This window comes from Actinomadura citrea (assembly GCF_013409045.1).
Taxonomy (GTDB): domain Bacteria; phylum Actinomycetota; class Actinomycetes; order Streptosporangiales; family Streptosporangiaceae; genus Spirillospora; species Spirillospora citrea.
Genome location: NZ_JACCBT010000001.1, coordinates 3,493,897 through 3,517,374 on the forward strand (window position 1 = coordinate 3,493,897; position 23,478 = coordinate 3,517,374).

Consider the following 23,478-nt stretch of genomic DNA (forward strand, 5'->3'; position numbering starts at 1 on the left):
ACCTCGCCGTGGGCGGCCGCCTGCGGGATCAGTCCGGGCCGATGTTGCTCCGGCCCGGGTGCGGGGCCGGGGTCCCGCGGGGGAGCACGGGCTCGATCCGGTACAGGGACGGCATGCCTCCGGTCCGCGCCGGGATCTCGCGCTGCACCCCGGCGAGGGCGCAGACCAGGTCCCGTGCGGTGAGGAGGCCGGCCAGGGCGCCGTGCTCGTCCGTCACCGCCACGTAGTCCCTGTCCGACTCCAGCATGGTCAGGGCCGCTTCGGCGACGGTCGCCGACGGGCGCACCGTCGCGGGCGGCCGGGACGGCAGGAGGGACGTGACGGGGCGGCGGGCCTCGCGGAGAACGGTGGCGTCCCAGGCCGAGGTGAGGGTCTGGGCGTCCAGGACGCCGAGGAAGCCGCCCTCGACGTCGGTGACCGGCAGGTGGTGGATCTCGGCCCGGCACATCAGCTCCCAGGCCATGATCACGGACTCGTCCGCGGCGATGGTGAGCAGGTCGCGGCTCATCAGCTCGGCGACGGCGCGTTGCTCCAGCGTTGGGCTCGACGTCATGGCTCCTCCTCCGGGCCGGCAGGCTCGCCTCCGCCTCCAGGCTCCTCCCGGACGCCGGCCGCCGGCAGGGGCGAACGTCCCCCGCCTCCGTGCCGGAGGGCCGGATCGGCGCGCCGCTGGACGTACTTGAGAATCTCGATCACCACGTAGGAGACGGCGGCGATGACGACGATCCGCGCCCAGGCGCCGCCGCCGAGCGGGGCGGAATGGAACAGGTCGTTCATGAAGGGCGCGTAGGTGTAGAGCGCCTGGACGGCGACGAGGGCCAGGACGCTGGCGCCGACCCAGGGATTGCGGCGGACGCCGTGCCACAGCAGCGGCCGGTCCAGCGACAGGCAGTTGAAGAGATAGGTGAGCAGCGTCAGCGCGAAGACGTTGACGACGATCGTCTGCGCGACCTGGGGCGTGGCGCCGTGGGCGCGTTCCCAGTGCTGGAGGCCGAACGCGCCGGCGAGCAGGATCGCCGAGACCACGAGGATGCGCAGCGTCATCGCGCGGGTGAGCAGCGGCAGCGACGGGTCGCGGGGCGGGCGGCGCATGATGTGCTCGTCCTTCGGCTCCACGGAGAACGGCAGGCCGAGCACGAGCACCGCGGTCATGTTCAGCCAGAGGACCTGCAGCGGCAGCACGGGCAGCGCCGTGCCCGCGACGATGGCGGCGACCAGCACGAGCCCGAGCCCGATGTTGGACGGCAGCGCCCAGACGATGAACTTCACCAGGTTGTCGAAGACGCCGCGCCCCTCCTCGACGGCCTTCTCGATCGAGGCGAAGTCGTCACCGGTGAGGACCATGTCGGCCGACTCCTTGGCGGCGTCGGTGCCGGAGCGCCCCATGGCGACGCCGATGTCGGCCTGCTTGAGCGCGGGCGCGTCGTTGACCCCGTCCCCGGTCATCGCGATGACGTGCCCGCGGTCCTGCAGGATCTGGACGAGGCGGAGCTTCTGCTCGGGGGAGACGCGGGCGAAGACGGTGGTGTCCTGGACGCGCTCGGCGGAGACGCCCTCGGTGAGCTCGGCCCCCGTCATCACCTCGCCGTCCAGGCCGACGCGCGCCCCGACGGCGCGCGCGGTGGCGGCGTGGTCACCGGTGATCATTTTGACGTGGACGCCGGCGTCGTGGCAGGTCCGCACGGCCCGGGCGGCGTCCTCGCGGGGCGGGTCGAACATCGCCTGCAGGCCGAGGAAGGTCAGCGGGGGCGGCTCGTCCAGACCGGAGCCGCCGGCGCGTCCCCGGGCGAAGGCCAGCACGCGCAACGCCTGACCGCCGTAGGCCTCGGCGCGCGCGGTGACGGCCGCACGGTCGAGCGGGACGGGCGCGCCGTCCGGGCCGGCGGCGTCCTCGCACAGCTCCAGGAGCCGCTCGACGGGGCCCTTGACGTAGACGGCGCCGTCCTCGTGCTGGGTGGCCATGTAGCGGCGCTCGGCGGTGAACGGCAGCGTGGCCACGCGGTCCGGCGCTCCGTCGAGCCCGGCCTTGGCCGCGCTGGTCAGCAGGGCGCCTTCGGTCGGGTCCCCGGTGATGTGCCAGCCGTCTCGGCGGTGCAGTTGCGCGTCGTTGCAACCGAGACCGGCCAGCAGCGTCTCCCTGAGCGCGGGGTGGGCGGCGGGGTCGACCTCCCGGCCGTCCCGCCGGATCGTCCCGGTGGGCGCGTACCCGGTGCCGGTGACGGTGTAGTCGCGCCCGCCGGCGGTGACGGCGGTGACGGTCATCTGGTTCTGGGTGAGGGTGCCGGTCTTGTCGGTGCAGATGACGGTGGTGCTGCCGAGCGTCTCGACGGCGGGCAGGTGCCGGACGATGGCGCCGCGCCGGACCATGCGGGAGACGCCGAGCGCGAGGGTGATCGTGACGACCGCGGGCAGCCCCTCGGGGATCGCGCCGACCGCGAGGGCGACCGCCGCGGTGAGCATCTCGGTCGCGCCGCGCCCGCGGAGCACGCCGATGAGGAAGGTCAGCGCGGCCAGCGCGAGGATCGCCACCGTCACGATCTTGCTGAAGTGGGTGATCTTGCGGGTGAGGGGCGTCTGGACCGCGCCGGTGCCCTGCACCAGCCGGTGGATGCCGCCGAGTTCGGTGTCCGCTCCGGTCGCCACCACCAGGCCCGCGGCGCTCCCGGCCGTCGCCAGCGTGCCGGAGAAGGCCATGCCGGTGCGGTCGGCGAGGGCGGCCTCGTCCTGCGCCGCGGTGTCCTTGGCGACGGGCACCGACTCGCCGGTGAGCGCCGACTCGTCCACGGCGAACTCGTCGGCGCGCAGCAGCCGCAGGTCGGCCGGGACCTTGTCGCCGGCCTCCAGCCTGACCAGGTCGCCGCGCACCAGTTCGGCCGACGGCACGCGCCGGGCCGCGCCGTCCCGGACGACCAGCGCCGCGGTAGGGGCCATGGCGGCCAGCGCGCCCAGCGCCTTCTCCGCGCGCGACTCCTGGACGAATCCGACGACGGCGTTGACGACCACCACGCCGAGGATCACCAGCGCGTCCACGTGCTCGCCGAGCAGTCCGGTCACCGCCGCCGACACCAGCAGCACGTAGATCAGCGGACTGTTGAACTGCAGGAGGAACCGCACGACCGGGCCGGGCCCGCGCGCGGCGGGAAGCGTGTTGGGCCCGTCCCGCTCCAGCCGTCGCGCCGCCTCGGCGGAGGTCAGCCCGTCGGAGGCGTGACCGCCGAGGTCGCGCACCACGTCTTCGGCCGGCCTGCGGTAGGGCGCGGGAGCCGTCGTCATCGCGGCCCGGCCGAGCGCCCGGTCCGGGCGCTGCCTCCGCCGCGGCCCCGTCCGCCGGAAACGGCGGCCGCGAGGTCGTAGCCGATGTTCATGTCGCACCTCCTGCCCCACAAGATTGCGCGCATGCGGGGGCACGGATCAGGGCCGAAGGTCCCGTCGCGGGGGGACCCACGCCTCTGACCGCCGCGCCGCGGGGTCGCGACCCTTGGAGATCCGGAGATGGAAGACGATGGACGGACCACATGTCCCCGTCCACGCGGGCGGGCTGGTCATCGTGACTTGGTCCGTGGTGCGAGAAGCCTGGCCCGGCCGCCCCCCAGGGACCCGGCCGGGCCAGGGCTCAGTCGCGCCCGCGCCTGGAGTGGGCGCCGTCGGCCTTGAGCTGCGCGGCCAGCGCGGCGGCCTGGGTGCGGCGGCTCATGCCGAGCTTGGCGAAGATGTTCGAGATGTAGTTCTTGACCGTCTTCTCGGCCAGGAAGAGGCGCTCGCCGATCTGCCGGTTGGTCAGGCCCTCGCCGATGAGCTCCAGGATGTGGCGCTCCTGCTCGGTCAGGCCCTTGAGCGGGTCGTTCTTCTCCTGGCGGGTGCGGAGCCGTTCGAGCATGCGGGCCGTGCTGCGGGGGTCGAGCAGGGACTGCCCGGTGGCGACGGTGCGGACGGCGCCGACGAGGTCCGAGCCGTGGATCTGCTTGAGGACGTAGCCGGACGCCCCCGCCATGACCGCCTCGAACAGGGCATCGTCGTCGTCGAAGGAGGTCAGCATCAGGCAGGCCAGTTCCGGCAGCTGGGAACGCAGCTCGCGGCAGACGCTCACGCCGTCCCCGTCGGGCAGGCGCACGTCCAGGACGGCCACGTCGGGCCGGACGGCGGGAATCCGCGCCAGCGCCTCGGCCGCGGTGCCGGCCTCGCCGATGACCTCGATGTCGTCCTCGGCGGACAGCAGCGCGGCCACCCCGCGGCGGACGACCTCGTGGTCGTCCATCAGAAAGACCCGGATCGTACCCGCGTTCGCTGGCGTCTGGGCGGTCATGGCTCTCGTTTCCTCGTGCGGCGGTGACGGAATGGACGCTACCCCGCCGCCGGACCGGCCCCCAGCCCGCGGACGTCCCGTGCCCGCGGGACCAACGTCCCGATCCGGCGCGCGTCCCTGTGCCCGCCCGGGATGGACCTTCGGCCCTGCCGCGGGTGCGGGGATCGCTGGTGGGGTGAAGGCGAGGAAAGGAGCGATTCATGCAAACCAGGTACAGGGCCTCTGCGGACATCGCAGATGACATGCGGCGGGCCGTCGAGGACGCACTGTGGGCGCCCTCGGTGCACAACACCCAGCCATGGCGGTTCGGCGTACGCGGCTCGCGGGTCAGCCTGCGCGCCGACCCGGACCGCCGCCTGGGCGTCGCCGATCCGAACGGCCGGGAAATGCTGATCAGCTGCGGGGCGGCGCTCTACAACCTCAAGCTGTCGCTGCGCGCGCAGGGCTACGACCCCGTCGTGCTGCTGCTGCCCGATCCGGACCGCCCGCACCTGCTCGCCGACGTGAACCTGGAGCCCGACGAGCCGGCGGACCGGCAGACCCTCCGGGAGCACGCGCAGATCCGGCGCCGGCGCAGCCATCGGGGCGCGTTCCGCCCCGAGACCGTCCCCGCCGGGATCCTCACGGCCATGCGGTACGACGTCGAGCGCGAGGGCGCCCGGCTGATCGAGGCCGTCGACCGGAACGTCAAGGGGGCCCTGGCCGCCCTGACCGACGCGGCCGAGCACATCCAGCGCCGCACGCCCGCGTACTCGACGGAGATCGGCCGCTGGGCGCCCTCGCCCAGGACGGCCCGCAGGGACGGCGTCCAGGAAGGCGCCTACCCCAGGCAGGCTCCCGAGACCAGGCCGCACTTCGCCGCCCGCGACTTCGCGCGCGGCCAGGGATGGGGCGCGGAGCCCGCGCACCCGGAGGAGGGGGCCGCGGCGGGAGTGGCGCTGCTCCTGGTGTCGGACGGCGACGGTCCCGCCGACTGGCTGCGCACGGGCGGGGCGCTCCAGCGGGCGCTGCTGAGGGCGGCCGAGAGCGATCTGGCGGCCGCCTTCCACACCCAGGCGCTCGAAGTGCCGGAGCTGCGCGCCTTCATCCGCGCCCAGTTCTGCCGGGACGCCTACCCGCAGATGCTCCTGCGCATCGGGGCACCGGAGGGGGAGGGCCTGGACACCGTCCGCCGGCCCCTCGCCGACGTCATGGTCGTGGAGCCCTGAGCGGGGCGCGTTCGGGGATGCGGCGCCCCGTGATGAGCTGCGGCCGGATGACGATGAACCGGTCGTGCTCGCCGGGCGCCCAGCTCCGCAGCGGAAGAGCGGAGAGCCGGGCGATCTCGGCGGGCTCGGTGGCGCGGCGGGCCGGCCCCACGGTGACGACGGACCAGCCGCTGCCGGCCGCCGTGTCGATGTCGTCGATCTCAAAGGCGACGATCGTGTCGGAGGCGGCGGTGGCCAGCCGTGACGCCGTCGACGTCTTCACCACGATGTGCTCGCCGTCGAAGACGAAGTTCACCGGCTGCACGGTGGGCAGAGCCTGGAGCGTGAACACGATCCGGCCGATCTTCGATCGGCGCAGCAGGAACCGGCACTCCTCGTCACCGAGGATCTCCATGCCGCTGTGGTCGAGTTGCATAACGTCCAGCGTGGAGCATCGGTGACCAAGGTCATCAGGGACTAAGGTCCCTGACCTGACTTCTCGCCGCACGCAGGGTAATACTGGATCCGTGGCTCATGATTCGGGCGCCGGCCCCGACAAGGCGCGGATGATCCTGCCGCAGTTGCAGCTGGACGACCTGCTGTCGGAGCTGCAGTCGAGGCTGGAGGCGGCGCGATCGACGCGTGACCGCGTGCACGCGCTGCTGGAGGCCGTGGTCTCGATCGGCAGCGAACTGGATCTGGAGTCGGTGCTGCGGCGGATCACCGAGGCGGCCACCACCCTCGTCGACGCCCGTTACGGCGCCCTCGGCGTCATCGGTGAAGAGGGCGAGCACCTGGTGCAGTTCGTCACCGTGGGCGTCAGCGACGAGGAGATCGAGGCGATCGGCCACTGGCCGCACGGGCACGGGATCCTGGGTCTGCTGATCCGGGAGCCGCGCTCGCTACGGCTCCCGGACCTCGGGCACCACCCCGCCTCCAGCGGATTCCCGTCCAACCATCCGCCGATGCGGACGTTCCTGGGCGTCCCGATCCGCGTGCGGGACGAGGTGTTCGGCAACCTCTACCTGACCGAGAAGGCCGGCGGCGGCCAGTTCGAGGAGGAGGACGAGGTCGTGGTGATCGCGCTGGCCACGGCCGCCGGCGTCGCGATCGAGAACGCCCGCCTGTACCAGGAGACGCGCCGGCGCGAGCGGTGGCTGGAGGCGTCGGCCGAGATCTCCACCGCGCTGCTGTCGGGCACCGACCCGCACGAGGTGACCATCCTGGTCGCGCAGCGGGCGCAGGAGATCGCCGAGGCGGACCTCGCGACCGTGGCGCTGGTGGACGAGAGCAGCCGGCAGTTCGTGGTCGAGGCCGCACGCGGGGAGGGCGCCGACCATGTGGAGGGGCTGCGGGTGCCGCTGGAGCACTCGGTGGCCGGGCCGGTGTACACCGACGGAACCTCCCTGCGGCTGGTCGACGGGGAGAAGGCGACGCGCGAGGCGAACCTGCCCACGCGGATGCCGATCGGTCCGCTGCTCGTCGTGCCGCTCGGGCTCGGTTCGTCGGCGCGAGGCGTCCTCTCGGTGGTCAACCCGCCGGGCGGGGCGCTGTTCTCGGAGGGGACGCAGCGGCTGCTGGAGGCGTTCGCGGGGCAGGCGGCGGTGGCCCTGGAGCTCGCCGAGCGCCGCCGGGACGCCGAGCGGCTGGTGCTGCTGGAGGACCGCGACCGGATCGCCAAGGACCTGCACGACACCGTCATCCAGCGGCTGTTCGCGACCGCGATGGGGCTGATGGCGGCGATCAAGATCACGCAGAAGCGGGAGGTCGCCGTCCGGGTGCAGCGGGCGGTGGACGACCTGGACGACACCATCCGGCAGATCCGCTCGTCCATCTTCGCGCTGCAGGGCCCCGAGACCGACGAGACGTCGCTGCGCAGCCGGGTGCACGCCCTGGCCGACAGGGCGGCGGAGCACCTGGGGTTCGCGCCCTCGGTGCGGCTGGACGGCCTGCTGGACACCTCGGTCGACGAGGAGATCGGCGAGCAGCTCCTCGCGGTGGTGCGGGAGGCCCTGTCGAACGTGGCCCGGCACGCCCACGCCACCGAGACGTCCCTGAACATCGACGTCGGGGACGACGTCACGGTGCGGGTGCAGGACAACGGCGTCGGCATCACCGAAGGCGGCCGCCGCAGCGGGCTCCGCAACATGGAGGCCCGTGCCGAGGACCTGGGCGGCACGTGCACCGCCGGGCGGCGCCCGGAGGGCGGCACGGTGCTGGTCTGGCGCGTCCCGCTCAAGCCCGCCTGACCCCGTTGCGGCCCGGCTGACAGGGTCAGGGGCCGATGCGGTGGTTGTCGAGGCGCGCCCACTCGGCCTCCCACAGCTGGTAGCGGCGCCGGTCGTACCACGCCCGGACTAGCCCGTAGATGCAGAGCGCGGGCAGTCCCGTGGCGAGGGCGACGCCCGTCCCGGCCACCGCGGTGTGGATGACCGTCTGCGCGTGCCGGCGGGGCGGCGTGATCGAGACGCCGCCGGGCCCGGCCCACAGGATGAGGCGCTCCCCGACAGCGGCTCCCCGCCACGTCGTGTAGTCGTCGGTCCGCCGCGTCCCGTCGGGGTCGGTCCAGGCGACCGTGACCGTGCGCCGTCCCCCCGGGTCCCGCACCCTCACGATGGTGGCCTCGACGCGATGCCGCGTGGCGGCCTGCTGGCGCTCGGCCCTCACCCCCGAGCCGTAGGCGGACTGGACGGCATGGGTGAGCAGCGGAGGTGTCGCGCTGAGGAAGACGATGAGCAGCAGCAGCCCGAGCCGCCACTGGATCCGGTCCACATCGCGCCGCAGGTCGTTGCGGTCGAAGCCGCAACTGCGACGCCGGCGGTCGATCCGTGCTGTCCAGTGGCCGGTCCGTGTTCGCATGGTCGTCGCTCCCATGACGCCGTCCCTTCGCCTTCCTTCCATCACGACGCTACGCATCGGGCCCTCGACGGCCGCAGAGGCGGAAGCCCCTCGCGGGAGGGACCTCCCGGGTCCTTCTGCCCGCGGCACGCGGGACCTAGGTCCCGCCGATCGTGCGCCGAAGGTACCTACAGGCCAAGGGCGGTTCAGGATTGAGTCATGGGTGACGAGATCATCGATGCGATGGAAGGTGAGTGGCGATGGCACTCTCCGAGCACAAGACCCACGTGGGGCGGGACACCCTGATCCGGGTGGTGACCCCCCGGCCGCTGACCGAGTCGCACGCCGCCCGTTATGCCTGGGCCGCAGCGCGCTTCGCGCTCGGCTGGGTCTTCCTGTGGGCTTTTGTGGACAAGACCTTCGGACTGGGCCACGAGACCCCCGCAGCCAAGGCGTGGATCGACGGCGGCAGCCCCACCGAGGGGTTCCTGGCGCACTCGCCCGCCGGGCCGTTCGCCGACCTCTACCACGACATCGCGGGAGCGGGCTGGGCCGACTGGCTGTTCATGATCGGTCTGGGCGGCATCGGCGCCGCCCTCATCCTGGGCGTGGGCATGCGGATCGCCGCCGCGGCGGGGGCCGCCCTGCTGCTGATGATGTGGTCGGCGGTCCTGCCCCCGGAGAACAACCCCTTCATGGACGACCACCTGGTCTACGCCATCCTGATCGTCGGACTGGCCCTGGTCAGCGCAGGCGACACCCTGGGCCTCGGCCGCTGGTGGGGCGGGACCCGCCTGGTCAAGCGCCTCCCCTTCCTCAAGTGACCTGATCCGCGAGACGAGGGGCGCTCCCTGCGAGCGCCCCTCGTACGCATGTCCCCGTCCTGGCGGCCGGACGGGGGTCATGCGGCAGGGCGGGTCATGCGGCAGGGCGGGTCAGGCAGGACGCGATGCCGGAGAACGGTCCGGCGGACCCGCGCCGCGGATGGCGGCGAGGGCCTGGTCGACGGCGCGGGGGAGGGCCCCGCCGGTGTCGACGGCGGCCGCCCCGGGCCAGGGCGCGGAGTCCGCGCGCATGGCGGCGGCGATGCCCGCGTCGGCGTCTGAGGGGCCCCGGGGACGGGTCCGCATCCGCTCGGCGCAGAGGGACTCCGGTGCCTCGCAGCGCAGCGCCGTCAGGTGCGCGTGCCCCTGCTCGGCGACGGCGGCGAGGAGTTCCCGGTCGGCCGTGGAGGTCCAGGAGGCGTCCAGGACGACCGTCTCGCCCAACTGGAGCAGCCGGGCGGCGCGCCCGGCCATCTCGCGGTAGGTGCGCCGGCCCCATTCCGGCGTGTAGATGCCGGAGCCGTAGGGCGCGGCCGCCGGGTCGGCGGGCGCCAGCCCGGCGAGCTCCTTGCGGATCCGGTCGCTGCTGAGCACCGTGCAGCCGAGCCGGTCGGCCAGCGCGCCGGCCAGGGAGGTCTTCCCGGTGCCCGGGAGCCCGCCCACCATGATCAGGCCGACGCGGCCGGCGCGCAGATGGCGCAGCGCGACGTCGGTGTAGGCGCGGGCATCGGCGGCCGCGTCCGGCGCGCCCTGGTCGTGGCGCAGGCACGCCACCTTGGCGCGGACGAAGGCGCGGTAGGCCACGTAGTGGTGGCGGAGCGAGGACGGGGCCGGGTCGGCGGCGTACTCGGCGTACCAGCCGAGGAAGCGTTCGGCGTGCTCGGGGGCGCCCAGGCGTTCGAGGTCCATCGCCAGGAACGCGGCGTCGTCCAGACCGTCCAGATAGCGGAGCCGGTCGTCGAACTCCAGGCAGTCGAGGATCCGCGGACCGTCGTCCAGGCAGAAGACGTCGCCGGCCAGCAGGTCGCCGTGCCCGTCGACCACGCGGCCGTCGGCGATGCGCGCGTCGAACAGGGGCTTACGGCCGGCGAGGAACTCGTCCGCGAGGTCCTCGGTCTCGGCGGCGGTCCCGGCGTCCAGGACGGCGCCCTGGAAGGGCCGGACCTGCTCGAAGCTGTCGTGCCAGCGGCCCCGGACGGCGTCGCGGGTCTCCTCGGCCGCGATGCGGGGGCCGCGCGGCGCCCTGGCATGCCAGGCGGCCAGGATCCGGGCCGTGTCGCGCAGCGCGTCCCGCACCGGCGCGCCGACCCTGACCAGGGTGGACAGGCGCCGCTCGGCGGGCATCCGCCGCATCACGACCAGGTGGTCGCAGGCGCCGCCGTCGGGCCCGTGCACGTCGGCGACGCCGAGATAGACGTCCGGGGCGAACCGCCGGTTCAGCCGGACCTCCTCGTGGCACGCGCGCTCGCGCAGTTCACGGGTGCTGAAGTCCAGGAATCCCAGATCCACCGGCTTCTTCAGCTTGTAGGCGCGGTCTCCGGCGAAGAAGACCACGCCGATGTGGGTCTCGGCGACGGCGGCGTCCTCCATAGGCCTCATGCCCTCGGGCAGGGGGCGGAGCCGGTGTCCTCGGAGACCGTCACGACGCGCCGGGTCATGACGTCCCCGACTGCGCGTCGTTTCATGACTTCCCTCCCGGGTTCGCCGCGGGGCCTCAGAGGTTCTCGCCGGCGGTGGCCCCCTGGTCCGCGCAGATCACGACCTCGCACCGCGCCCGCTCCCGCACGACCGGGACGGTGTCGCCGCCGAGCGGGTTGCCGTGCTCGGAGTGCGCCCGGGCGCCGACCACCAGCAGCTCGGCACGCGCGGCCGCTTCGGCCAGCACCACGCCCGGCTCCCCGTGCAGGACGCGCAGCCGGGTGGTCAGGTGCCGGGAGCGGGGGATCAGGCGGGCTACCAGGCGGCGCAGCCGCAGCCACTCCCGGATCGCGTGGAACGGGCGCCGCGCCGGGGCGTCGCCGGGCTCCATGATGCGGACCACGTCCAGGCGCGCGTGGCGTTCGGACGCCTCGCGGGCGGCCCGGCGCAACGCGGCCATGGAGTTGGGGGAACCGTCCACTCCGACGACGACGGACCGTTGTTCGGGCACGACCCACATCAGCGACCTCCTCAGTCACCCCCACCCTCCCGCCCGGGACGTTCCGCGGGTCAGTGCCGAGCGTCCCCCCGAACCGGGACTTTCGGCCCGATCCGGGCACCGCTCGGTGCGGCGAGATCATCCGGTGGCTCCCGGATGCAGGACGGCCTGCGCGGCGACGAAGGCCGCGACGGCGAAGACCAGGTAGGCGAACCAGCGCCGCAGCCGGTCGGCGTCCAGGCGCCGGGCGAGGCGGGCGGCGGTGAGCGAACCGGCGACGGCGGCCAGGGTGAACGCCGCGATGACGCCGTAGTCCAGCGTCGCGTCCCCGGCGTGCGCGGCGAAGCCGGCGATCGAGTTGACCACCACGATGACCAGGGAGGTGCCGACCGCGGCGGCCATCGGCAGGCCGAGCCCGACGACCAGGGCCGGGATGATGAGGAAGCCGCCGCCGACGCCGAACAGACCGGTCAACACGCCGACGGCCGCACCGGCGCCGATCGACTTGGGCAGGCAGGAGCGCCAGTCGATGCCGCCGCCGGGAAGGGCGCACGCCCCGCCCAGCCGGTCGCCTCCGGCCAGCATCCGCCAGCCGGCCGCCACCATGAGCGCGGCGAAGCCGAGCAGGACGGCCTGGTCGGGCAGGAGGCGGTTCAGGGCGGCGCCGCCGAAGGCGGCCACCGCTCCGGCGGCGCCGAAGACGCCGGCGATCCGCCAGCGCACCTGCCCGGCGTGGACGCGGGGCAGTGCGGCCGTGGCCGAGGAGATGCCCACGACCAGCAGGGACGCCGGAACCGCCGAGGCCAGCGGCAGGCCCGCCCCGTAGACGAGGGCGGGGACGGCGAGGATGGAGCCGCCGCCGCCGAGCAGCCCCAGCAGGATGCCGATGAGAGCACCGAGGACGAGCGCGGTCAGCATGTCCTCATCTCCCTGGCGGACATGGACTTCGGGTCATGCGCGGTCCGAGGCCAGGGCGCTCAGGACGGCGTCCATGTCGCACTTCGGCCCGCGGTTGTAGGGGAGCCTGGACAGGGCCATCCCCATGGCGCAGGTGTTGGACAGGGCGGCGAAGGCGAGGCCGCCGCCGATGCCCGCGGCGAGCCACTTGGCGCGCGGGACGGTCGTGCTGGCCAGGACCGAGCCGAGCACGATCGAGCCGGCGACCAGGCGGACCTGGCGTTCCAGGCCCCAGCGGGAGCGTCCCGCGGCGACCGGCCGGCCCGCGGCCTGCCAGGCGCCGATGCCGCCGTGCAGGACGCGCAGGCCGGGCAGGCCCGCGGTCGCCAGCGCCTGCGAGGCCTGGCCGGCCCGCTGCCCGGAGCGGCAGACGAGCACCACCTGCTCGTCGAGGTGGGCGCGCAGTTCGGCGCGGTGCTCGCGCAGCAGGTCGAGAGGCACGTTGTAGGAGCCTCGGATGTGGCCGGTCTCGAACTCGCCCGGCGTCCGGACGTCGATGAGCCGCGGCCGGTCATCTGAGTCCAGGAGTTCGCGCAGGGCGGGGACGTCGACGGTGGGCGAGGTGGTCACGAAGTGTTCTCCCGCGTGTCGTGGTGATGGGGGGTCGGTGCTGGTCGGTGCGGGTCAGTGGTCGGTGATGGTGAGGCCCGCGGGCGCGGCTTCGGCGTAGGCGTCGTCGATGTGCACGGTCCGGTGTCCGGCCCGCTGGAGCAGGCTGGTGGCGGCGGCGGCCCGGTAGCCGGAGCCGCAGTGCACCCAGATGGTTCCGTCGGGCAGTTCGCCCAGCCGGGCGGTCAGCTCGGGCAGCGGGATGTGGACGGCGCCCTCGATGTGTCCGGCCCTCCACTCGTTGGTCATGCGCACGTCCAGCACGACGTCCGGCGCGGGCAGGTGCCGGGGGAGGCGGCCGGAGCGGACGGCGGCCAGGTCGGTGAACGTCGCGACGGGCGTCGCCCGCAGCCGGGCGGCGTCGCCGCCGGCCCACTGCTCGGGCTCCCCGGAGGAGGCCGCGGCCGGGCGGTCGATGCCGATGCGCGCCAGCTCCCGCTGGGCGGCGGCGATCTGCTCGGGGCCGTCGCCGAGCAGGGTGAGGGGCGCGCCCCACGGCGCCAGCCAGCCGAGCCACGTCGCCATCGCGCCGTCCAGGCCGAAGCTGAGGGTCCCGGCCAGGTGCCGCTGGGCGAAGGCCTTGCGGGAGCGCAGGTCGACGACCCATTCCCCGGCCGCGATGCGGTCGCGCAGCTCGGCGGGGTCGGCGGTCCGGGCGGGAGTGAGGTCGAGCAGGCCGGCGCCGGCGCTGTTGCGGACCCCCATGTGCGCGTAGTAGGCGGGATAGGCGTCGAGCCCGTCCAGGGTCTGGGTGACGAAGTCGTCGGCCTCCAGCCGCAGCGCCGGGTTGGCCCTCCGCTCCCGGCCGATGGTCGAGGACGCGGCGTCGGACTGGCTCGCCGAGCAGAAGCTTCCGAAGCCGTGCGTGGGCCAGACGTGCGCGCCGTCGGGCAGCTGGTCGGCCAGCCGGCGCGCCGACGCGTGCTGCCGCTCGGCGAGCAGGTGGGCGTGCTCGGAACCGAGGAGGTCGGTGCGGCCGGTGGTGCCGAACAGCAGCGACCCGCCCGTGAAGACCCCTTCCGGTCCGTCGGGACCGGACAGGATGTAGGACACGTGGTGGAAGGTGTGCCCGGGGGTGGCCACGGCGCGGATGCACAGCGCGTCGGAGAGGGCGACCTCGTCGCCGTCGGACAGCGCGGTCCGCTCGAACTCGACGCCCTCGTCGGACGAGAGCAGGTATGCCGCTCCGGTCGCCCTGGCCAGCGCCAGCCCGCCGGAGACGTAGTCGTTGTGCAGGTGGGTCTCGGCCACGTGCGTGATGCGGACGTCCAGCCGCCCGGCCAGCGCCAGGAAGCGGTCGATGTCGCGCTGCGGGTCGACCACCAGCGCCACCCGCCCGTCGTGGGCGAGATAGCTGCGGTCGCCCAGGGACGAGGTCTCGACTACCTGGACATCTACCATCTGCGTTCACTCCTTATACCCCGGGGGTATCCGTCGGTCAGATCGCGGCCATGGTCGTACCCCCTCATCGCCCGATGAGGGGAGGCCCTCCCGCCGTCTTCAGGAAAGGGCGAGGAAGAGTTTCTCCAGGCGCTCGGCGCTGATCGGCGGCTTCTCGCCGCGGTCGGCCGCCGCCTGGCAGTGCCGCAGCCCGGTTGAAATGATCTTGAAGCCGGCCCGGTCGATCGCCTTGGACACCGCCGCCAGCTGGGTCAGCACCCGCTCGCAGTCGTCGGCGTTCTCGATCATCGAGATCACCCCGCCCAGCTGGCCGTGCGCCCGCCGGAGCCGGGTCAGCGCGTCCGCCAGGGCGGTCGCGTCCATCTCCAGATGCTCCTCCACCTTCCACCTCCGGCGCCCAACATACCCCAGGGGGTATCCGCCTGTGCGTGAGGTACCTCACCTGGCCCCGGGACTTCCGGCAGGACCTTCGGCTCTACCTGCGGAGACTCCCGAAATCGAAACTGGGGCCAAGCGAGGAACCGCCAGCAGAGGAGGTGGCACCGATGAGCGAGATGCTGGTCGTCCACCGGGAGGACGACGCCTTCGCGGTGATCGTCCGCGACCACGTGATCCACGTGGACCAGCCGTACATGGGGGGAGGAATGGACGCCGGGCCGACGCCGGTCGAGTTGTTCGTGGCGTCCCTGGCCGCGTGCACCGCGCACCACGCCCGGCGCTACCTGAAGGCGCGCTGCCTGCCCGCGAACGGGCTGGAGGTCGCCGTCGAGTACGCGATGAGCCCGGAGGGCCCCGCCCGGGTGTCGCACGTGGAGCTGCGCCTGCGGCCTCCCGTCCGGCTGCCCGACCGGGACGTGGGAGGCCTGATGGCGGCCGTCATGGCCTGCACCGTCCACAACTCGATCCTCGACACCCCGCGCATCGGCGTGCGCCTGGAGAGCGAGCTCACGGCCGCCTGAGCGGGGCGCCGGAGGTCCCGTCGCCGAGGGTCGTTCGGCCCTGGGGAGGGGGCGCGGCGGGCGGTGCAATGAAGGCGGACCGATGAGGAGTGCGTCATGAGCCACGTGGTCGTCGGATACGACGGAACGAGCGAGAGCGAGCGTGCTCTGCGCTGGGCGGTGGAGGAGGCCCGGCTCCGGCGGGTGCCGCTGACGGTGTGCCATGCCTGGCGGTGGCCGTACCCGGTCGGTCACATCGACCGCGAGGGCGTGACCATCGTCCGCCGGATGGCGGAGCACATGCTCGACCACGGTGTGGCGCTGGCGCATGACCTGGCTCCCGCTCTGAAGGTGCGCAGGCGGCTGGCCACCGGGGGCCCCTCCGGGGCGCTGCTGAACGAGGGGCCGGACGCCGAGCTGATCGTCATCGGCTCGCACCCGCCGGAGGAGATGCACGTCGGGTCCACGGCGCTGCGGGTGCCGGCCCGGGCCGACCGCCCCGTGGCGGTCGTGCGCTCGGCCGCCCCGCGCGACGGTCTGGTGGTCGTGGGCGTGGACGGTTCCCCGGGGGCGGACGCCGCGCTGGCGTTCGGATTCGAGGAGGCGGTGCTGCGCGGCTGGCGGCTGCGCGCGGTGTACGGGTGCTGGGAGCCCGGCGCCGTCCCCGATGGCGACCTGTCGCTGTTCGACGATGAGGACAAGCTCCGCCACGTGTGCGGAGCGGTGCTGGAACGGGCGGTCGCGCCCTGGCTGGTCAAGAACCCCTTCGTCCAGGCGACGACGTCGCTGGTGCTCAGATCGCCCCGTGAGGCCCTGCTGGAGGCGGCGGAGGAGGCGACGCTGACGGTGGTGGGCGCGCGAGGCACCGGCGCCGTCAGGCCTCTGACGCTCGGCGCGACGAGCGACGCGCTGCTCAAGCACGCGCCCTGCACGGTCACGATCGTCCCGCAGTGGTTCGGATGACGCCGGGCGGCGAAGAACACCGAAGGTAGGCGAGCCAAGTGAGCATGGTGACCGCGGCCGATCTGGCCGGAGAGCCGTTCTTCGACGGTATGCGGAGCCTGGACCTGACCAGGCTCGCGAAGGCGGCCCGGCACACCGACATCCCCGCGGGACGGCGCATGTTCGCGGAGTCCGCCGCGGCGGAGCGGTTCTGGCTCCTCCTCGACGGGAGCGTGGCCGTCGATCTGCACGTCCCCGAGGGCGGGACGCTCGTCATCGACACCTTCGGGCCCGGATCGGTGGTGGGCTGGTCATGGCTGTTCCGTCCGCACCGCTGGCGGTTCGGCGCGTTCGCGAGCACGCCCGTCCAGGCCATCGAGTTCGACGGCCGGCTGGTCCGGACGCTGAGCGCGGTCGACCCGTCGCTCGGGTACGAGCTGACGCGCCGCTTCGCCGAGCAGGTCGTGGGCCGCCTGGAGGCGACCCAGACCCGGCTCGCCGAGGCCGCCCCCGAAACCCTCGACCGGGCGGTGTGACCCCTCACACTGTGCGGACGTCCTGCTCGGCGGCCCGGACGCGGGGCGGGCCGAGGGCGCGGGCGATCGCGGGAAGAGCGCCTTGAGCTGCGCTGAGCCTGGTGCCATGGACGTGCCGGATCCGTAGAACGCCCCCGTAGCGCAGCACGACCCCTTCGGTCCAGACGGCGCCCAGCACGGCCTTCTCCAGATGCTCGATCGCGGCGATCATCGGGGCCATCCGGCTGACCGGCGAGCGATCCAGGGGGTCCTGTTCGGTCTTGACCGACCCGCCGGTCCGGGCATAGATGAACGCCGGGCTGGTCGGTCGTATGTACGCGATCGACGCTTCCCTGGCCGCGTTCGCACCGCGTCAGTAGCGCCCGGTAGTCATGCTGACCTCCGACGTCGATGGCATGACCAAGCTCCGTGGGGAATAGGTCCGGCTCGTCGCTGTGTGAGTCGATCGGCGGGCTGCTTGTGGTGTGATCCGCTCGATGGCTTCGAGTCGGGCCAGGCGTTCGTCCTCCCTATGGGGCAGAACGCGTGGCGTCCAGCAACACGTCAACGAGCCGTTGCGCCGCATCAGGCCGGCCGTGCGCGCGGGCGGCCTCCTCCATGTCCGCGCGCCGGATCGGGTCTGTGAGCAGCGGGCCGAGCGCCTGCCGCAACCTGTCCGCACTCACCTCGCCGGTCAGCGTGACGGCTGCGCCCGCCTCCTCCAAATGCTGGGCATTGTGGGTCTGCTCGTCGCCTGCCGAGGAGGCGAGTGGAAGGAACACCGCGGCTTTTCCCAGCGCGGTCAACTCCGCGAGCGTGCCTGCCCCGCTGCGCGAGACGACGACGTCGGCCAGGGCGAGCACGTCCGGCAGCTCGCCGCCTATATACCCCGTCCGGTAGTAGCGGGCCTGCGCCTGACGCGGCAACTGCACTGTGAGGGAGGCCAATTGCTCCACATGGCCCGGCCCGCACTGATGGATGACATTGGCCCGCTCCAGCAGCCACGGCAGCGCCCGGGCCACCAGAGTGTTGATCTGCTGTGCGCCCTGTGCGCCGCCCGTGACGTACAGGGTTGGGAGACCTCGGTCGAAACCGCTCAGGCCCAAGGCGGTGACGGCCTTGTCCGCGTTGCCGTTGAGAATCTCCGGCCGCACCGGGTTGCCCGTGACCACGGCGGCCGCGCGTACCTGACTTGGCAGCAGCTCCAGCGTCGACTCCGAAGACACCGCGATCCGTGTTGCCGCCCCGGCGAGCTTGCGGTTCGCCAGTCCCAGACGCACGGTCTGCTCGTGCAGCACGAGCGGCCGACGACATAGCCGGGCCGCCAGACCGGCCGGGACGGCGACGTACCCGCCCGTGGCCAGGACGACGTCCGGGGCGAACTCGGCGATCTTCGATCGGGCTTGGGCGACCCCGAGCGGCACGCGCGCCATGTCCTTGACGTTGGCCGGTCCGAGCAGCTTCAGCGGATTCGACGAGCGACGGATCTTGCCGGTGGCCACGGTGGTGAACGGGATTCCCTCGGCCGGGGCGACCCGCGCTTCCAAACCTTCCGCCGTACCGATCCACAACACCTCCAAAGCGCGCCCCTCACCGGCGAGTCGCTCGCGCAGCGCGCGGATCGCGGTGAGTGCCGGGTAGGTGTGGCCGCCCGTCCCACCACCAGTCACGATCAGGCGGAACGGGGTGTTCGGGGCACGGTTGATGTCGCTGGTCACGAGCATCCCATCTGCTTCGGCGGTGCGGTGCGGTGTCAATGTTGGTCGTGCAGGGTGTCCGGAGAAGGCTTCCGGAGCGTCCGAATAGATTCGATATCCTCGGATCAAATCCCTGACTCGCTACCTGTCCGTGTGCGGGGCTGCCACCGGTAGTTCCACAGTGATGCGGATCCCGCCGGCGGGGCGCGGGGTGAGGGTGAGTGTCGCGTCGTGTGCCTGAGTAATGGTCTTGACGATGGCCAGGCCGAGGCCGACACCCGCGTGGTCGCCGCGAATGCGTCCGGTGCCGCGCTGAAACGGTTCGGTGAGTGTCGGGACCAAATGTGGGGAGAGCTTCTCGCCGGTGTTCTCGACGGTGAGGACCGCGGTCTTGGGGCCGGCGCTGGTCGTGACCCACACGGTGCCCTGCTCGGGCAGGTTGTGCACGATCGCGTTGTGCACGAGGTTCGTCGTCAGCTGCAGCAGGAGCGCCTGCGAGCCGTAAGCCGGGGCGATGTCGCCGGAGGTCTCAATGATGACACCGTGCTTCTCGGCGAGCGGGAGGAGTGTCTCGGCGGCCTCCTCTACGAGCAGAGACAGGTCGACGGGTGCTTGGGCGAAGGACCTCTGGTCGACGCGGCTGAGCAGGAGCAGCGCTTCAGTGAGGTCGATCGCGCGAGTGTTGACGGCGCGAAGACGGTTGACGAGCCTGCCGGAGTCGTGTGTCGGATCGTTGTGGGCCACGTCGAGAAGTGCCTTCGAGATCGCGAGTGGGGTGCGCAGTTCGTGCGAGGCGTTGGCTGCGAATCTCTGCTGTTCGGCGACGTGTGTTTCGAGCCGGGCGAGCATGGTGTCGAAGGCGTCGGCGAGTTCACGGAACTCGTCCTGGCGGCCCGGCAGCTGGATGCGATGGGAGAGTGATCCGGTCGCGGCCGTGCGGGTGGCGTCGGTGATGCAGTTCAGCGGGGCGAGCATGCGGCCGGCGAGAAACCAACCTCCCAGGAGCCCGAATACCAGGAGAAATACCATTACTGCGGCTGCCATTGGGGCGAAACCGCGCACGAAGTCGGTGCCCGGAGTTGCCGTCCATGCCCCCTCGGTGTTGGTTTGCAGCCACCCCTGTCGTAGGAGGAATACTCCCATGGCGGCGAGCAGTAGACCGCCGGCCAGCATGAGGAATCCGGCGTAGCTGAGGGTGAGTCTGAGTCGAACGCTCAGCCCGGGCTGCCTATCCACGATCCGCCCCCACGTGCGGTGACGCGTACGGCGTTGGGGAATGGGTCTGCGTTCTCATCCCACGCGAGTACCAGGATTTCTTCGGCGCTGACGACACCGCCTTCGGCGGCGACGAGGACTTCGAGGACGGCGATCTGTTTCCAGGCGAGTGCGACGTAGGGGTCGTCTCGGCAGACCTCGCGGCGGAACGGATCCAGGCGCAGGCCTGAGATCTCTCGCAGGGGTGGCCTGGTGTGTGGACGTCTGCGGTCGAGTGCTCTGAGACCGAGCACGAACTCCTGCAACTCGAAGGGCTGCGTGAGGTGGTCGTCAGCCCGACTTCGAACCCGGGGGCCCCGTCGTCGAGACGGTCGGCGGCGGTGAGTATGAGGATCGGCATGCCGCTGCCGGAGGGGACGAGCCGTTTGGCGATCTCGTCGCCGGGAGGGCCGGGGATGTCGCGGTCGATGACAGCGATGTCGTAGGTGTTGATGTTCAGCAGTTCCAGAGTGGTGTCGCCGCCACCGGTGATATCGGCGGCCGCGTCCTTATCGGCCGGCACCACCGCCCGTGTTCTCGCGCCGTCGGCGATCGGCCGGGCGGCCTCGCCGACCGCGACCACCACGTCGGCCCGGGCGGCGGCGTACTCACCGACGGCCCGGTGCTCGGCCTCGCTGGCTTCACCCAGCTCGAGCATCTCCCCGAGGACGGCAATGCGGCGCCCACCCCCGATCGCCGCGAGCGCGTCCAGGGCGGCGCGGTTCGAGTCGGGGTTGGCGTTGTAGGAGTCGTTGAGCAGCATCGCCCCACCGGCGAGTTCGCGCAGCTCCATGCGCCATTTCGACAGCGAAGCGGTGGCCACCGCCGCCGCGGCCACATCGAGGGGGACACCGGCCACCAGCCCCGCCGCCGCGGCGGCCGACGCGTTGAGCGCTTGGTGGGCGCCCACGAGCGGCAGTGCGACGGAAGCCGAGGCGTCGGTGGTCCGCAGCGTGAAGGACGGCCGGCCGAGCCGGTCCAGGGCCAGGCCGAGCGCCCGCACGTCGGCGCGGTCCGCCCGGCCGAAGGTCAGCACCGGACCCTCGGTAAGCGAGCGCATCGCGACCACCCGGGGATCGTCGCCGTTGAGGACGGCGGTGCCGCCGGGCACCAGCCCCTGCACCAGTTCGCCCTTGGCCCTGGCGATGGCCGCGCGCGACCCGAACTCGCCGAGGTGGGCCTGGCCGACGTTGAGGACGATGGCGATGTCGGGCGCGACCAAGCCGGTGAGCTCGGCAATGTCGCCGATGTGGCGGGCTCCCATCTCAAGGACGAGGAACCGGGTGGCCGCGTCGGCGCGCAACATGGTGAGCGGCACGCCGAGTTCGTTGTTGAGCGAGCCGATCGTGGCGATCGTCGGCGCCGTACTCGAAAGCACGGCTTCCAGCAGGTCCTTGGTGCTGGTCTTGCCCTGGGAGCCGGTCAGTCCGACAACGGTCAGCCCGTCGCGCAGCCGGGCCACGACGTGGGTGGCGAGCGCCTGCAGGCCGGCCTGGGGGTCCTCGACGACGAGGGTGGGCAGCGGCGTGGGCCGGGAGCCGAGCACGGCCACCGCGCCGGCCCGGCCTGCCTGGCCGGCGTAGTCATGGCCGTCGACGTGCTCGCCGGTGAAGGCGACAAAGAGGCCGCCCGGCTCTGCCTGCCGGCCGTCGAGCACGGCCGGCGCGGTCACTGTCACGGAGTCGTCTCCCGCGACCCTGCCGCCGACGACCTTGGCGATCTCGGCGAGGCTGAGGGGGATCATGCTGTTTCCCTGTAGGTCATGCCCCCAGTCAAGGCGCCGCAGCGTATCGCCGGCATATCGAGAAACGCATACGTTTCGGCAACACCATGTCGTCTTGACTGCAGGCATGACCTACAGGGAACCGCCTCGAATCACCATCTATGGGTGCGGCCCAGATGAGGCCGTCTTGTTCCGAGAGCTGGCACCTCGCTTCGGCGTAACACTGATCATCACAGACGCACCGGCCTCCGAAGCCAATAGCGCGCTGGCATCCGGAAGCCGATGCATCAGCGTCGGCCACAAGACTCACATCACAAACGGCACTCTTCTTGCGCTTGGCCAAGCCGGCGTGATGTACATCTCTACGCGGAGCATCGGGTGCAACCACATCGATGTGGAATACGCGGGCAACGTCGGCATCAGCGTGGGAAACGTCAGCTACTCGCCGGACAGCGTGGCCGATTTCACGCTGATGCTGATGCTGATGGCGGTGCGCGACGCGAAATCCATCGTCCGGCGTGTGGAAGCGCATGATTACCGGCTGAACGAAGTGCGCGGCAAGGAACTGCGCGATCTGACCGTTGGTGTGATCGGCACAGGCAGCATTGGCGCCGCGGTGGTGGACAGGCTGCGGGGCTTCGGCTGCCGGATACTCGCCCACGACAATCGCCCCAAGACCCCTGCCGAATACGTCTCTGTCGAGGAGTTGCTGCATCAGAGCGACATGGTCACGCTCCACACACCGCTCACCCCGGATACATATCATCTGCTGAACCGGCAGCGTATCGAGCAGATGAAACAGGGCGCACTGATCATCAATACCGGACGTGGGGAGCTCGTCGACACCGGGGCCCTGGTATCGGCACTGGAAAGCGGCAGGCTCGGCGGCGCGGCATTGGATGTCGTCGAGGGTGAAGAAGGAATCTTCTACGCCGACTGTCGCACCAGGCCCATGGAAAGCAAGTCGCTGCTGCGGCTGCAAGAGCTGCCGAACGTGCTCATCAGCCCACACACCGCCTATTACACGGACCACGCCCTGCGTGACACGGTCGAGAATTCCATCGCCAACTGTCTGAAATTCGAAGGCGAGAACCAGCATGGATAAGCTGAAGGTCGGAATCATATTCGGCGGACGCTCCGAAGAGCACCCCATTTCCATCAAGTCCGCACAACAGATCGCCCGGAATCTCGACGCAGAGAAGTACGAACCGTTCTACATCGGTATCACGAAGGGCGGCGCCTGGAAGCTCTGCGACGGCCCCGACGCGGAGTGGGAGAACGGCGACTCCCGTCCCGCTGCACTGTCACCGGACAGCACCGTGCACGGACTGCTCGTCCAGCAACAGGGGCAGGAGCGGTACGAGATCATCCCCCTCGACGTCGTGCTGCCCGTGCTGCACGGCAAGTGCGGCGAGGACGGTGCGATGCAAGGGCTCCTTGATCTCTCCGGCATCCCCTACGCGGGCTGTGATGTACAGAGTTCCGCACTGTGCATGGACAAATCCCTCGCCTACATCGTGTCCAGAAGCGCGGGAATCGCCACGCCGAATTTCTGGACCGTCGCGGCCGCCCAGAACATCGACCCCGCGCAGTTCACCTATCCGGTGTTCGTTAAGCCGGCGCGTTCGGGCTCGTCCTTCGGAGTCACCAAGGTGTCCCGGCCAGAAGAACTGCAGAGCGCGGTGGAGACCGCACGACGGTACGACGCGAAGGTGCTGATCGAGGAGGCCGTCGTCGGCAGCGAGATCGGATGCGCCATCCTGGGCAACGAACTCGACCTGACGGCGGGCGAGGTGGACCGGATCGCGCTCTCCCACGGATTCTTCCGGATCCATCAGGAGGACGCACCGGAGACCGGTTCCGACAACTCGACGGCGATCGTTCCCGCCGACATCCCGGCGGAATCGCGCCTGCTCGTCCAGGAAACGGCCAAGGCTGTATATCGCGCCCTGGGGTGCAGCGGTCTCGCACGGGTGGACATGTTCCTCACGGAGGACGGAGCAGTGGTCCTCAACGAGGTGAACACCTTCCCCGGCATGACGTCGTACAGCCGTTATCCGCGGATGATGGCGGCCGCAGGAATGCCGCTCGGTGAAGTCCTCGACCGGGTCCTGTCCTTGGCCTTGACGGGGAAGAGCCGGTGAATGTGGAAA

The 23,478-nt window shown here is 71.8% G+C and carries 23 protein-coding genes; 8 read left to right on the forward strand and 15 right to left on the reverse strand.

The window, feature by feature from the left end; genetic code table 11:
* Positions 1-28: 28 nt before the first annotated feature.
* The 3 genes from BJ999_RS16450 to BJ999_RS16460 all read right to left on the reverse strand — a co-directional run bounded on the left by BJ999_RS16450 (position 29) and on the right by BJ999_RS16460 (position 4,303).
* On the reverse strand, positions 29-553 hold the full coding sequence (locus BJ999_RS16450) for a CBS domain-containing protein (RefSeq protein ID WP_179834111.1): 525 nt from the start codon (positions 551-553) through the stop codon (positions 29-31).
* Positions 550-3,273 carry a cation-translocating P-type ATPase gene (locus BJ999_RS16455; protein ID WP_179834112.1) on the reverse strand — a complete coding sequence of 908 codons (2,724 nt, stop codon included), beginning with the start codon at positions 3,271-3,273 and terminating at the stop codon, positions 550-552. The genes BJ999_RS16450 and BJ999_RS16455 overlap by 4 nt, the downstream gene beginning before the upstream one ends.
* 340 nt (positions 3,274-3,613) lie before the next feature.
* Positions 3,614-4,303: a response regulator transcription factor gene (locus tag BJ999_RS16460; protein WP_179834113.1), complete on the reverse strand. Its 690-nt coding sequence runs from the start codon at positions 4,301-4,303 to the stop codon at positions 3,614-3,616.
* A 200-nt stretch (positions 4,304-4,503) separates the two neighbouring features.
* Between BJ999_RS16460 and BJ999_RS16465 the strand changes: the two genes are divergently transcribed.
* Positions 4,504-5,511: an Acg family FMN-binding oxidoreductase gene (locus tag BJ999_RS16465; protein WP_229810456.1), complete on the forward strand. Its 1,008-nt coding sequence runs from the start codon at positions 4,504-4,506 to the stop codon at positions 5,509-5,511.
* Here the strand turns inward: BJ999_RS16465 and BJ999_RS16470 are convergent.
* A complete protein-coding gene (locus tag BJ999_RS16470; protein ID WP_179834114.1) occupies positions 5,492-5,926 on the reverse strand; it encodes a pyridoxamine 5'-phosphate oxidase family protein in 435 nt (144 codons plus the stop codon). The two genes, BJ999_RS16465 and BJ999_RS16470, sit on opposite strands and share 20 nt — an antisense overlap.
* Before the next feature lie 91 nt (positions 5,927-6,017).
* Here BJ999_RS16470 and BJ999_RS16475 point away from each other — a divergent pair, with 91 nt between their 5' ends.
* Positions 6,018-7,739: a sensor histidine kinase gene (locus tag BJ999_RS16475; protein WP_229810455.1), complete on the forward strand. Its 1,722-nt coding sequence runs from the start codon at positions 6,018-6,020 to the stop codon at positions 7,737-7,739.
* A 25-nt stretch (positions 7,740-7,764) separates the two neighbouring features.
* On the opposite strand, the gene BJ999_RS16480 is transcribed toward BJ999_RS16475, so the two are convergent.
* Complete coding sequence (locus BJ999_RS16480; RefSeq protein ID WP_179834115.1) at positions 7,765-8,349, reverse strand: Rv1733c family protein; 585 nt, start codon at positions 8,347-8,349, stop codon at positions 7,765-7,767.
* A gap of 239 nt (positions 8,350-8,588) precedes the next feature.
* Between BJ999_RS16480 and BJ999_RS16485 the strand changes: the two genes are divergently transcribed.
* Entirely contained in the window at positions 8,589-9,152 is a 564-nt protein-coding gene (locus tag BJ999_RS16485) for a DoxX family membrane protein (protein WP_179834116.1), read from the forward strand.
* A 111-nt stretch (positions 9,153-9,263) separates the two neighbouring features.
* Here BJ999_RS16485 and BJ999_RS16490 read toward each other — a convergent pair whose 3' ends face one another.
* The 6 genes from BJ999_RS16490 to BJ999_RS16515 form a co-directional block, all read right to left on the reverse strand.
* Positions 9,264-10,742 (reverse strand): bifunctional aminoglycoside phosphotransferase/ATP-binding protein, encoded by a 1,479-nt coding sequence (locus tag BJ999_RS16490; protein ID WP_218935087.1) that lies wholly within the window; start codon positions 10,740-10,742, stop codon positions 9,264-9,266.
* Between the two features lie 124 nt (positions 10,743-10,866).
* The gene (locus BJ999_RS16495) at positions 10,867-11,310 is read right to left on the reverse strand and encodes a universal stress protein (protein ID WP_179834118.1); all 444 of its coding nucleotides are present in this window, start codon (positions 11,308-11,310) and stop codon (positions 10,867-10,869) included.
* Positions 11,311-11,427: 117 nt separating this feature from the next.
* Entirely contained in the window at positions 11,428-12,207 is a 780-nt protein-coding gene (locus BJ999_RS16500; protein WP_179834119.1) for a sulfite exporter TauE/SafE family protein, read from the reverse strand.
* Positions 12,208-12,240: 33 nt separating this feature from the next.
* Positions 12,241-12,816, reverse strand: coding sequence for a rhodanese-like domain-containing protein (locus tag BJ999_RS16505; protein WP_179834120.1), 576 nt, complete (start codon positions 12,814-12,816; stop codon positions 12,241-12,243).
* A gap of 54 nt (positions 12,817-12,870) precedes the next feature.
* Positions 12,871-14,256: an MBL fold metallo-hydrolase gene (locus tag BJ999_RS16510; RefSeq protein WP_179834121.1), complete on the reverse strand. Its 1,386-nt coding sequence runs from the start codon at positions 14,254-14,256 to the stop codon at positions 12,871-12,873.
* Positions 14,257-14,355: 99 nt separating this feature from the next.
* The gene (locus tag BJ999_RS16515) at positions 14,356-14,619 is read right to left on the reverse strand and encodes a metal-sensitive transcriptional regulator (protein ID WP_173392307.1); all 264 of its coding nucleotides are present in this window, start codon (positions 14,617-14,619) and stop codon (positions 14,356-14,358) included.
* 182 nt (positions 14,620-14,801) lie between these two features.
* On the opposite strand from BJ999_RS16515, the gene BJ999_RS16520 reads away from it, so the two are divergent.
* The 3 genes from BJ999_RS16520 (at position 14,802) to BJ999_RS16530 (ending at position 16,672) form a co-directional block, all read left to right on the forward strand.
* On the forward strand, positions 14,802-15,215 hold the full coding sequence (locus BJ999_RS16520; RefSeq protein ID WP_179834122.1) for an OsmC family protein: 414 nt from the start codon (positions 14,802-14,804) through the stop codon (positions 15,213-15,215).
* 96 nt (positions 15,216-15,311) lie between these two features.
* Positions 15,312-16,157, forward strand: a complete 846-nt coding sequence (locus BJ999_RS16525) for a universal stress protein (RefSeq protein WP_179834123.1) — start codon at positions 15,312-15,314, stop codon at positions 16,155-16,157.
* Positions 16,158-16,201: 44 nt separating this feature from the next.
* Positions 16,202-16,672: a Crp/Fnr family transcriptional regulator gene (locus tag BJ999_RS16530; protein WP_229810471.1), complete on the forward strand. Its 471-nt coding sequence runs from the start codon at positions 16,202-16,204 to the stop codon at positions 16,670-16,672.
* Positions 16,673-16,676: 4 nt separating this feature from the next.
* Here BJ999_RS16530 and BJ999_RS16535 read toward each other — a convergent pair whose 3' ends face one another.
* The 4 genes from BJ999_RS16535 to murF form a co-directional block, all read right to left on the reverse strand.
* The gene (locus BJ999_RS16535) at positions 16,677-16,883 is read right to left on the reverse strand and encodes a hypothetical protein (protein ID WP_179834125.1); all 207 of its coding nucleotides are present in this window, start codon (positions 16,881-16,883) and stop codon (positions 16,677-16,679) included.
* A gap of 298 nt (positions 16,884-17,181) precedes the next feature.
* The gene (locus BJ999_RS16540; RefSeq protein ID WP_179834126.1) at positions 17,182-18,375 is read right to left on the reverse strand and encodes a UDP-N-acetylglucosamine--N-acetylmuramyl-(pentapeptide) pyrophosphoryl-undecaprenol N-acetylglucosamine transferase; all 1,194 of its coding nucleotides are present in this window, start codon (positions 18,373-18,375) and stop codon (positions 17,182-17,184) included.
* Positions 18,376-18,489: 114 nt separating this feature from the next.
* Complete coding sequence (locus BJ999_RS16545) at positions 18,490-19,521, reverse strand: sensor histidine kinase (protein WP_218935088.1); 1,032 nt, start codon at positions 19,519-19,521, stop codon at positions 18,490-18,492.
* 55 nt (positions 19,522-19,576) lie between these two features.
* On the reverse strand, positions 19,577-21,454 hold the full coding sequence (murF, locus tag BJ999_RS42965; RefSeq protein ID WP_218935089.1) for a UDP-N-acetylmuramoyl-tripeptide--D-alanyl-D-alanine ligase: 1,878 nt from the start codon (positions 21,452-21,454) through the stop codon (positions 19,577-19,579).
* Here murF and vanH point away from each other — a divergent pair.
* Positions 21,453-22,430, forward strand: coding sequence for a D-lactate dehydrogenase VanH (vanH, locus tag BJ999_RS16560; RefSeq protein ID WP_179834128.1), 978 nt, complete (start codon positions 21,453-21,455; stop codon positions 22,428-22,430). The two genes, murF and vanH, sit on opposite strands and share 2 nt — an antisense overlap.
* Complete coding sequence (gene vanA, locus BJ999_RS16565) at positions 22,423-23,469, forward strand: D-alanine--(R)-lactate ligase (RefSeq protein WP_179834129.1); 1,047 nt, start codon at positions 22,423-22,425, stop codon at positions 23,467-23,469. The genes vanH and vanA overlap by 8 nt, the downstream gene beginning before the upstream one ends.
* Positions 23,470-23,478 lie beyond the last annotated feature (9 nt).

Excerpts from the sequence above, each read along its gene's own strand:
- BJ999_RS16450 (WP_179834111.1), bottom strand. The coding sequence starts at position 553 with ATGACGTCGAGCCCAACGCTGGAGCAACGCGCCGTCGCCGAGCTGATG.
- BJ999_RS16455 (WP_179834112.1), bottom strand. The coding sequence starts at position 3,273 with ATGACGACGGCTCCCGCGCCCTACCGCAGGCCGGCCGAAGACGTGGTG.
- BJ999_RS16460 (WP_179834113.1), bottom strand. The coding sequence starts at position 4,303 with ATGACCGCCCAGACGCCAGCGAACGCGGGTACGATCCGGGTCTTTCTG.
- BJ999_RS16465 (WP_229810456.1), top strand. The coding sequence starts at position 4,504 with ATGCAAACCAGGTACAGGGCCTCTGCGGACATCGCAGATGACATGCGG.
- BJ999_RS16470 (WP_179834114.1), bottom strand. The coding sequence starts at position 5,926 with ATGCAACTCGACCACAGCGGCATGGAGATCCTCGGTGACGAGGAGTGC.
- BJ999_RS16480 (WP_179834115.1), bottom strand. The coding sequence starts at position 8,349 with ATGCGAACACGGACCGGCCACTGGACAGCACGGATCGACCGCCGGCGT.
- BJ999_RS16485 (WP_179834116.1), top strand. The coding sequence starts at position 8,589 with ATGGCACTCTCCGAGCACAAGACCCACGTGGGGCGGGACACCCTGATC.
- BJ999_RS16490 (WP_218935087.1), bottom strand. The coding sequence starts at position 10,742 with ATGGAGGACGCCGCCGTCGCCGAGACCCACATCGGCGTGGTCTTCTTC.
- BJ999_RS16495 (WP_179834118.1), bottom strand. The coding sequence starts at position 11,310 with ATGTGGGTCGTGCCCGAACAACGGTCCGTCGTCGTCGGAGTGGACGGT.
- BJ999_RS16500 (WP_179834119.1), bottom strand. The coding sequence starts at position 12,207 with ATGCTGACCGCGCTCGTCCTCGGTGCTCTCATCGGCATCCTGCTGGGG.
- BJ999_RS16510 (WP_179834121.1), bottom strand. The coding sequence starts at position 14,256 with ATGGTAGATGTCCAGGTAGTCGAGACCTCGTCCCTGGGCGACCGCAGC.
- BJ999_RS16515 (WP_173392307.1), bottom strand. The coding sequence starts at position 14,619 with ATGGACGCGACCGCCCTGGCGGACGCGCTGACCCGGCTCCGGCGGGCG.
- BJ999_RS16520 (WP_179834122.1), top strand. The coding sequence starts at position 14,802 with ATGAGCGAGATGCTGGTCGTCCACCGGGAGGACGACGCCTTCGCGGTG.
- BJ999_RS16525 (WP_179834123.1), top strand. The coding sequence starts at position 15,312 with ATGAGCCACGTGGTCGTCGGATACGACGGAACGAGCGAGAGCGAGCGT.
- BJ999_RS16530 (WP_229810471.1), top strand. The coding sequence starts at position 16,202 with ATGGTGACCGCGGCCGATCTGGCCGGAGAGCCGTTCTTCGACGGTATG.
- BJ999_RS16535 (WP_179834125.1), bottom strand. The coding sequence starts at position 16,883 with ATGATCGCCGCGATCGAGCATCTGGAGAAGGCCGTGCTGGGCGCCGTC.
- BJ999_RS16540 (WP_179834126.1), bottom strand. The coding sequence starts at position 18,375 with ATGCTCGTGACCAGCGACATCAACCGTGCCCCGAACACCCCGTTCCGC.
- BJ999_RS16545 (WP_218935088.1), bottom strand. The coding sequence starts at position 19,521 with ATGCTGGCCGGCGGTCTACTGCTCGCCGCCATGGGAGTATTCCTCCTA.
- vanH (WP_179834128.1), top strand. The coding sequence starts at position 21,453 with ATGACCTACAGGGAACCGCCTCGAATCACCATCTATGGGTGCGGCCCA.
- murF (WP_218935089.1), bottom strand. The coding sequence starts at position 21,454 with ATGCCTGCAGTCAAGACGACATGGTGTTGCCGAAACGTATGCGTTTCT.
- vanA (WP_179834129.1), top strand. The coding sequence starts at position 22,423 with ATGGATAAGCTGAAGGTCGGAATCATATTCGGCGGACGCTCCGAAGAG.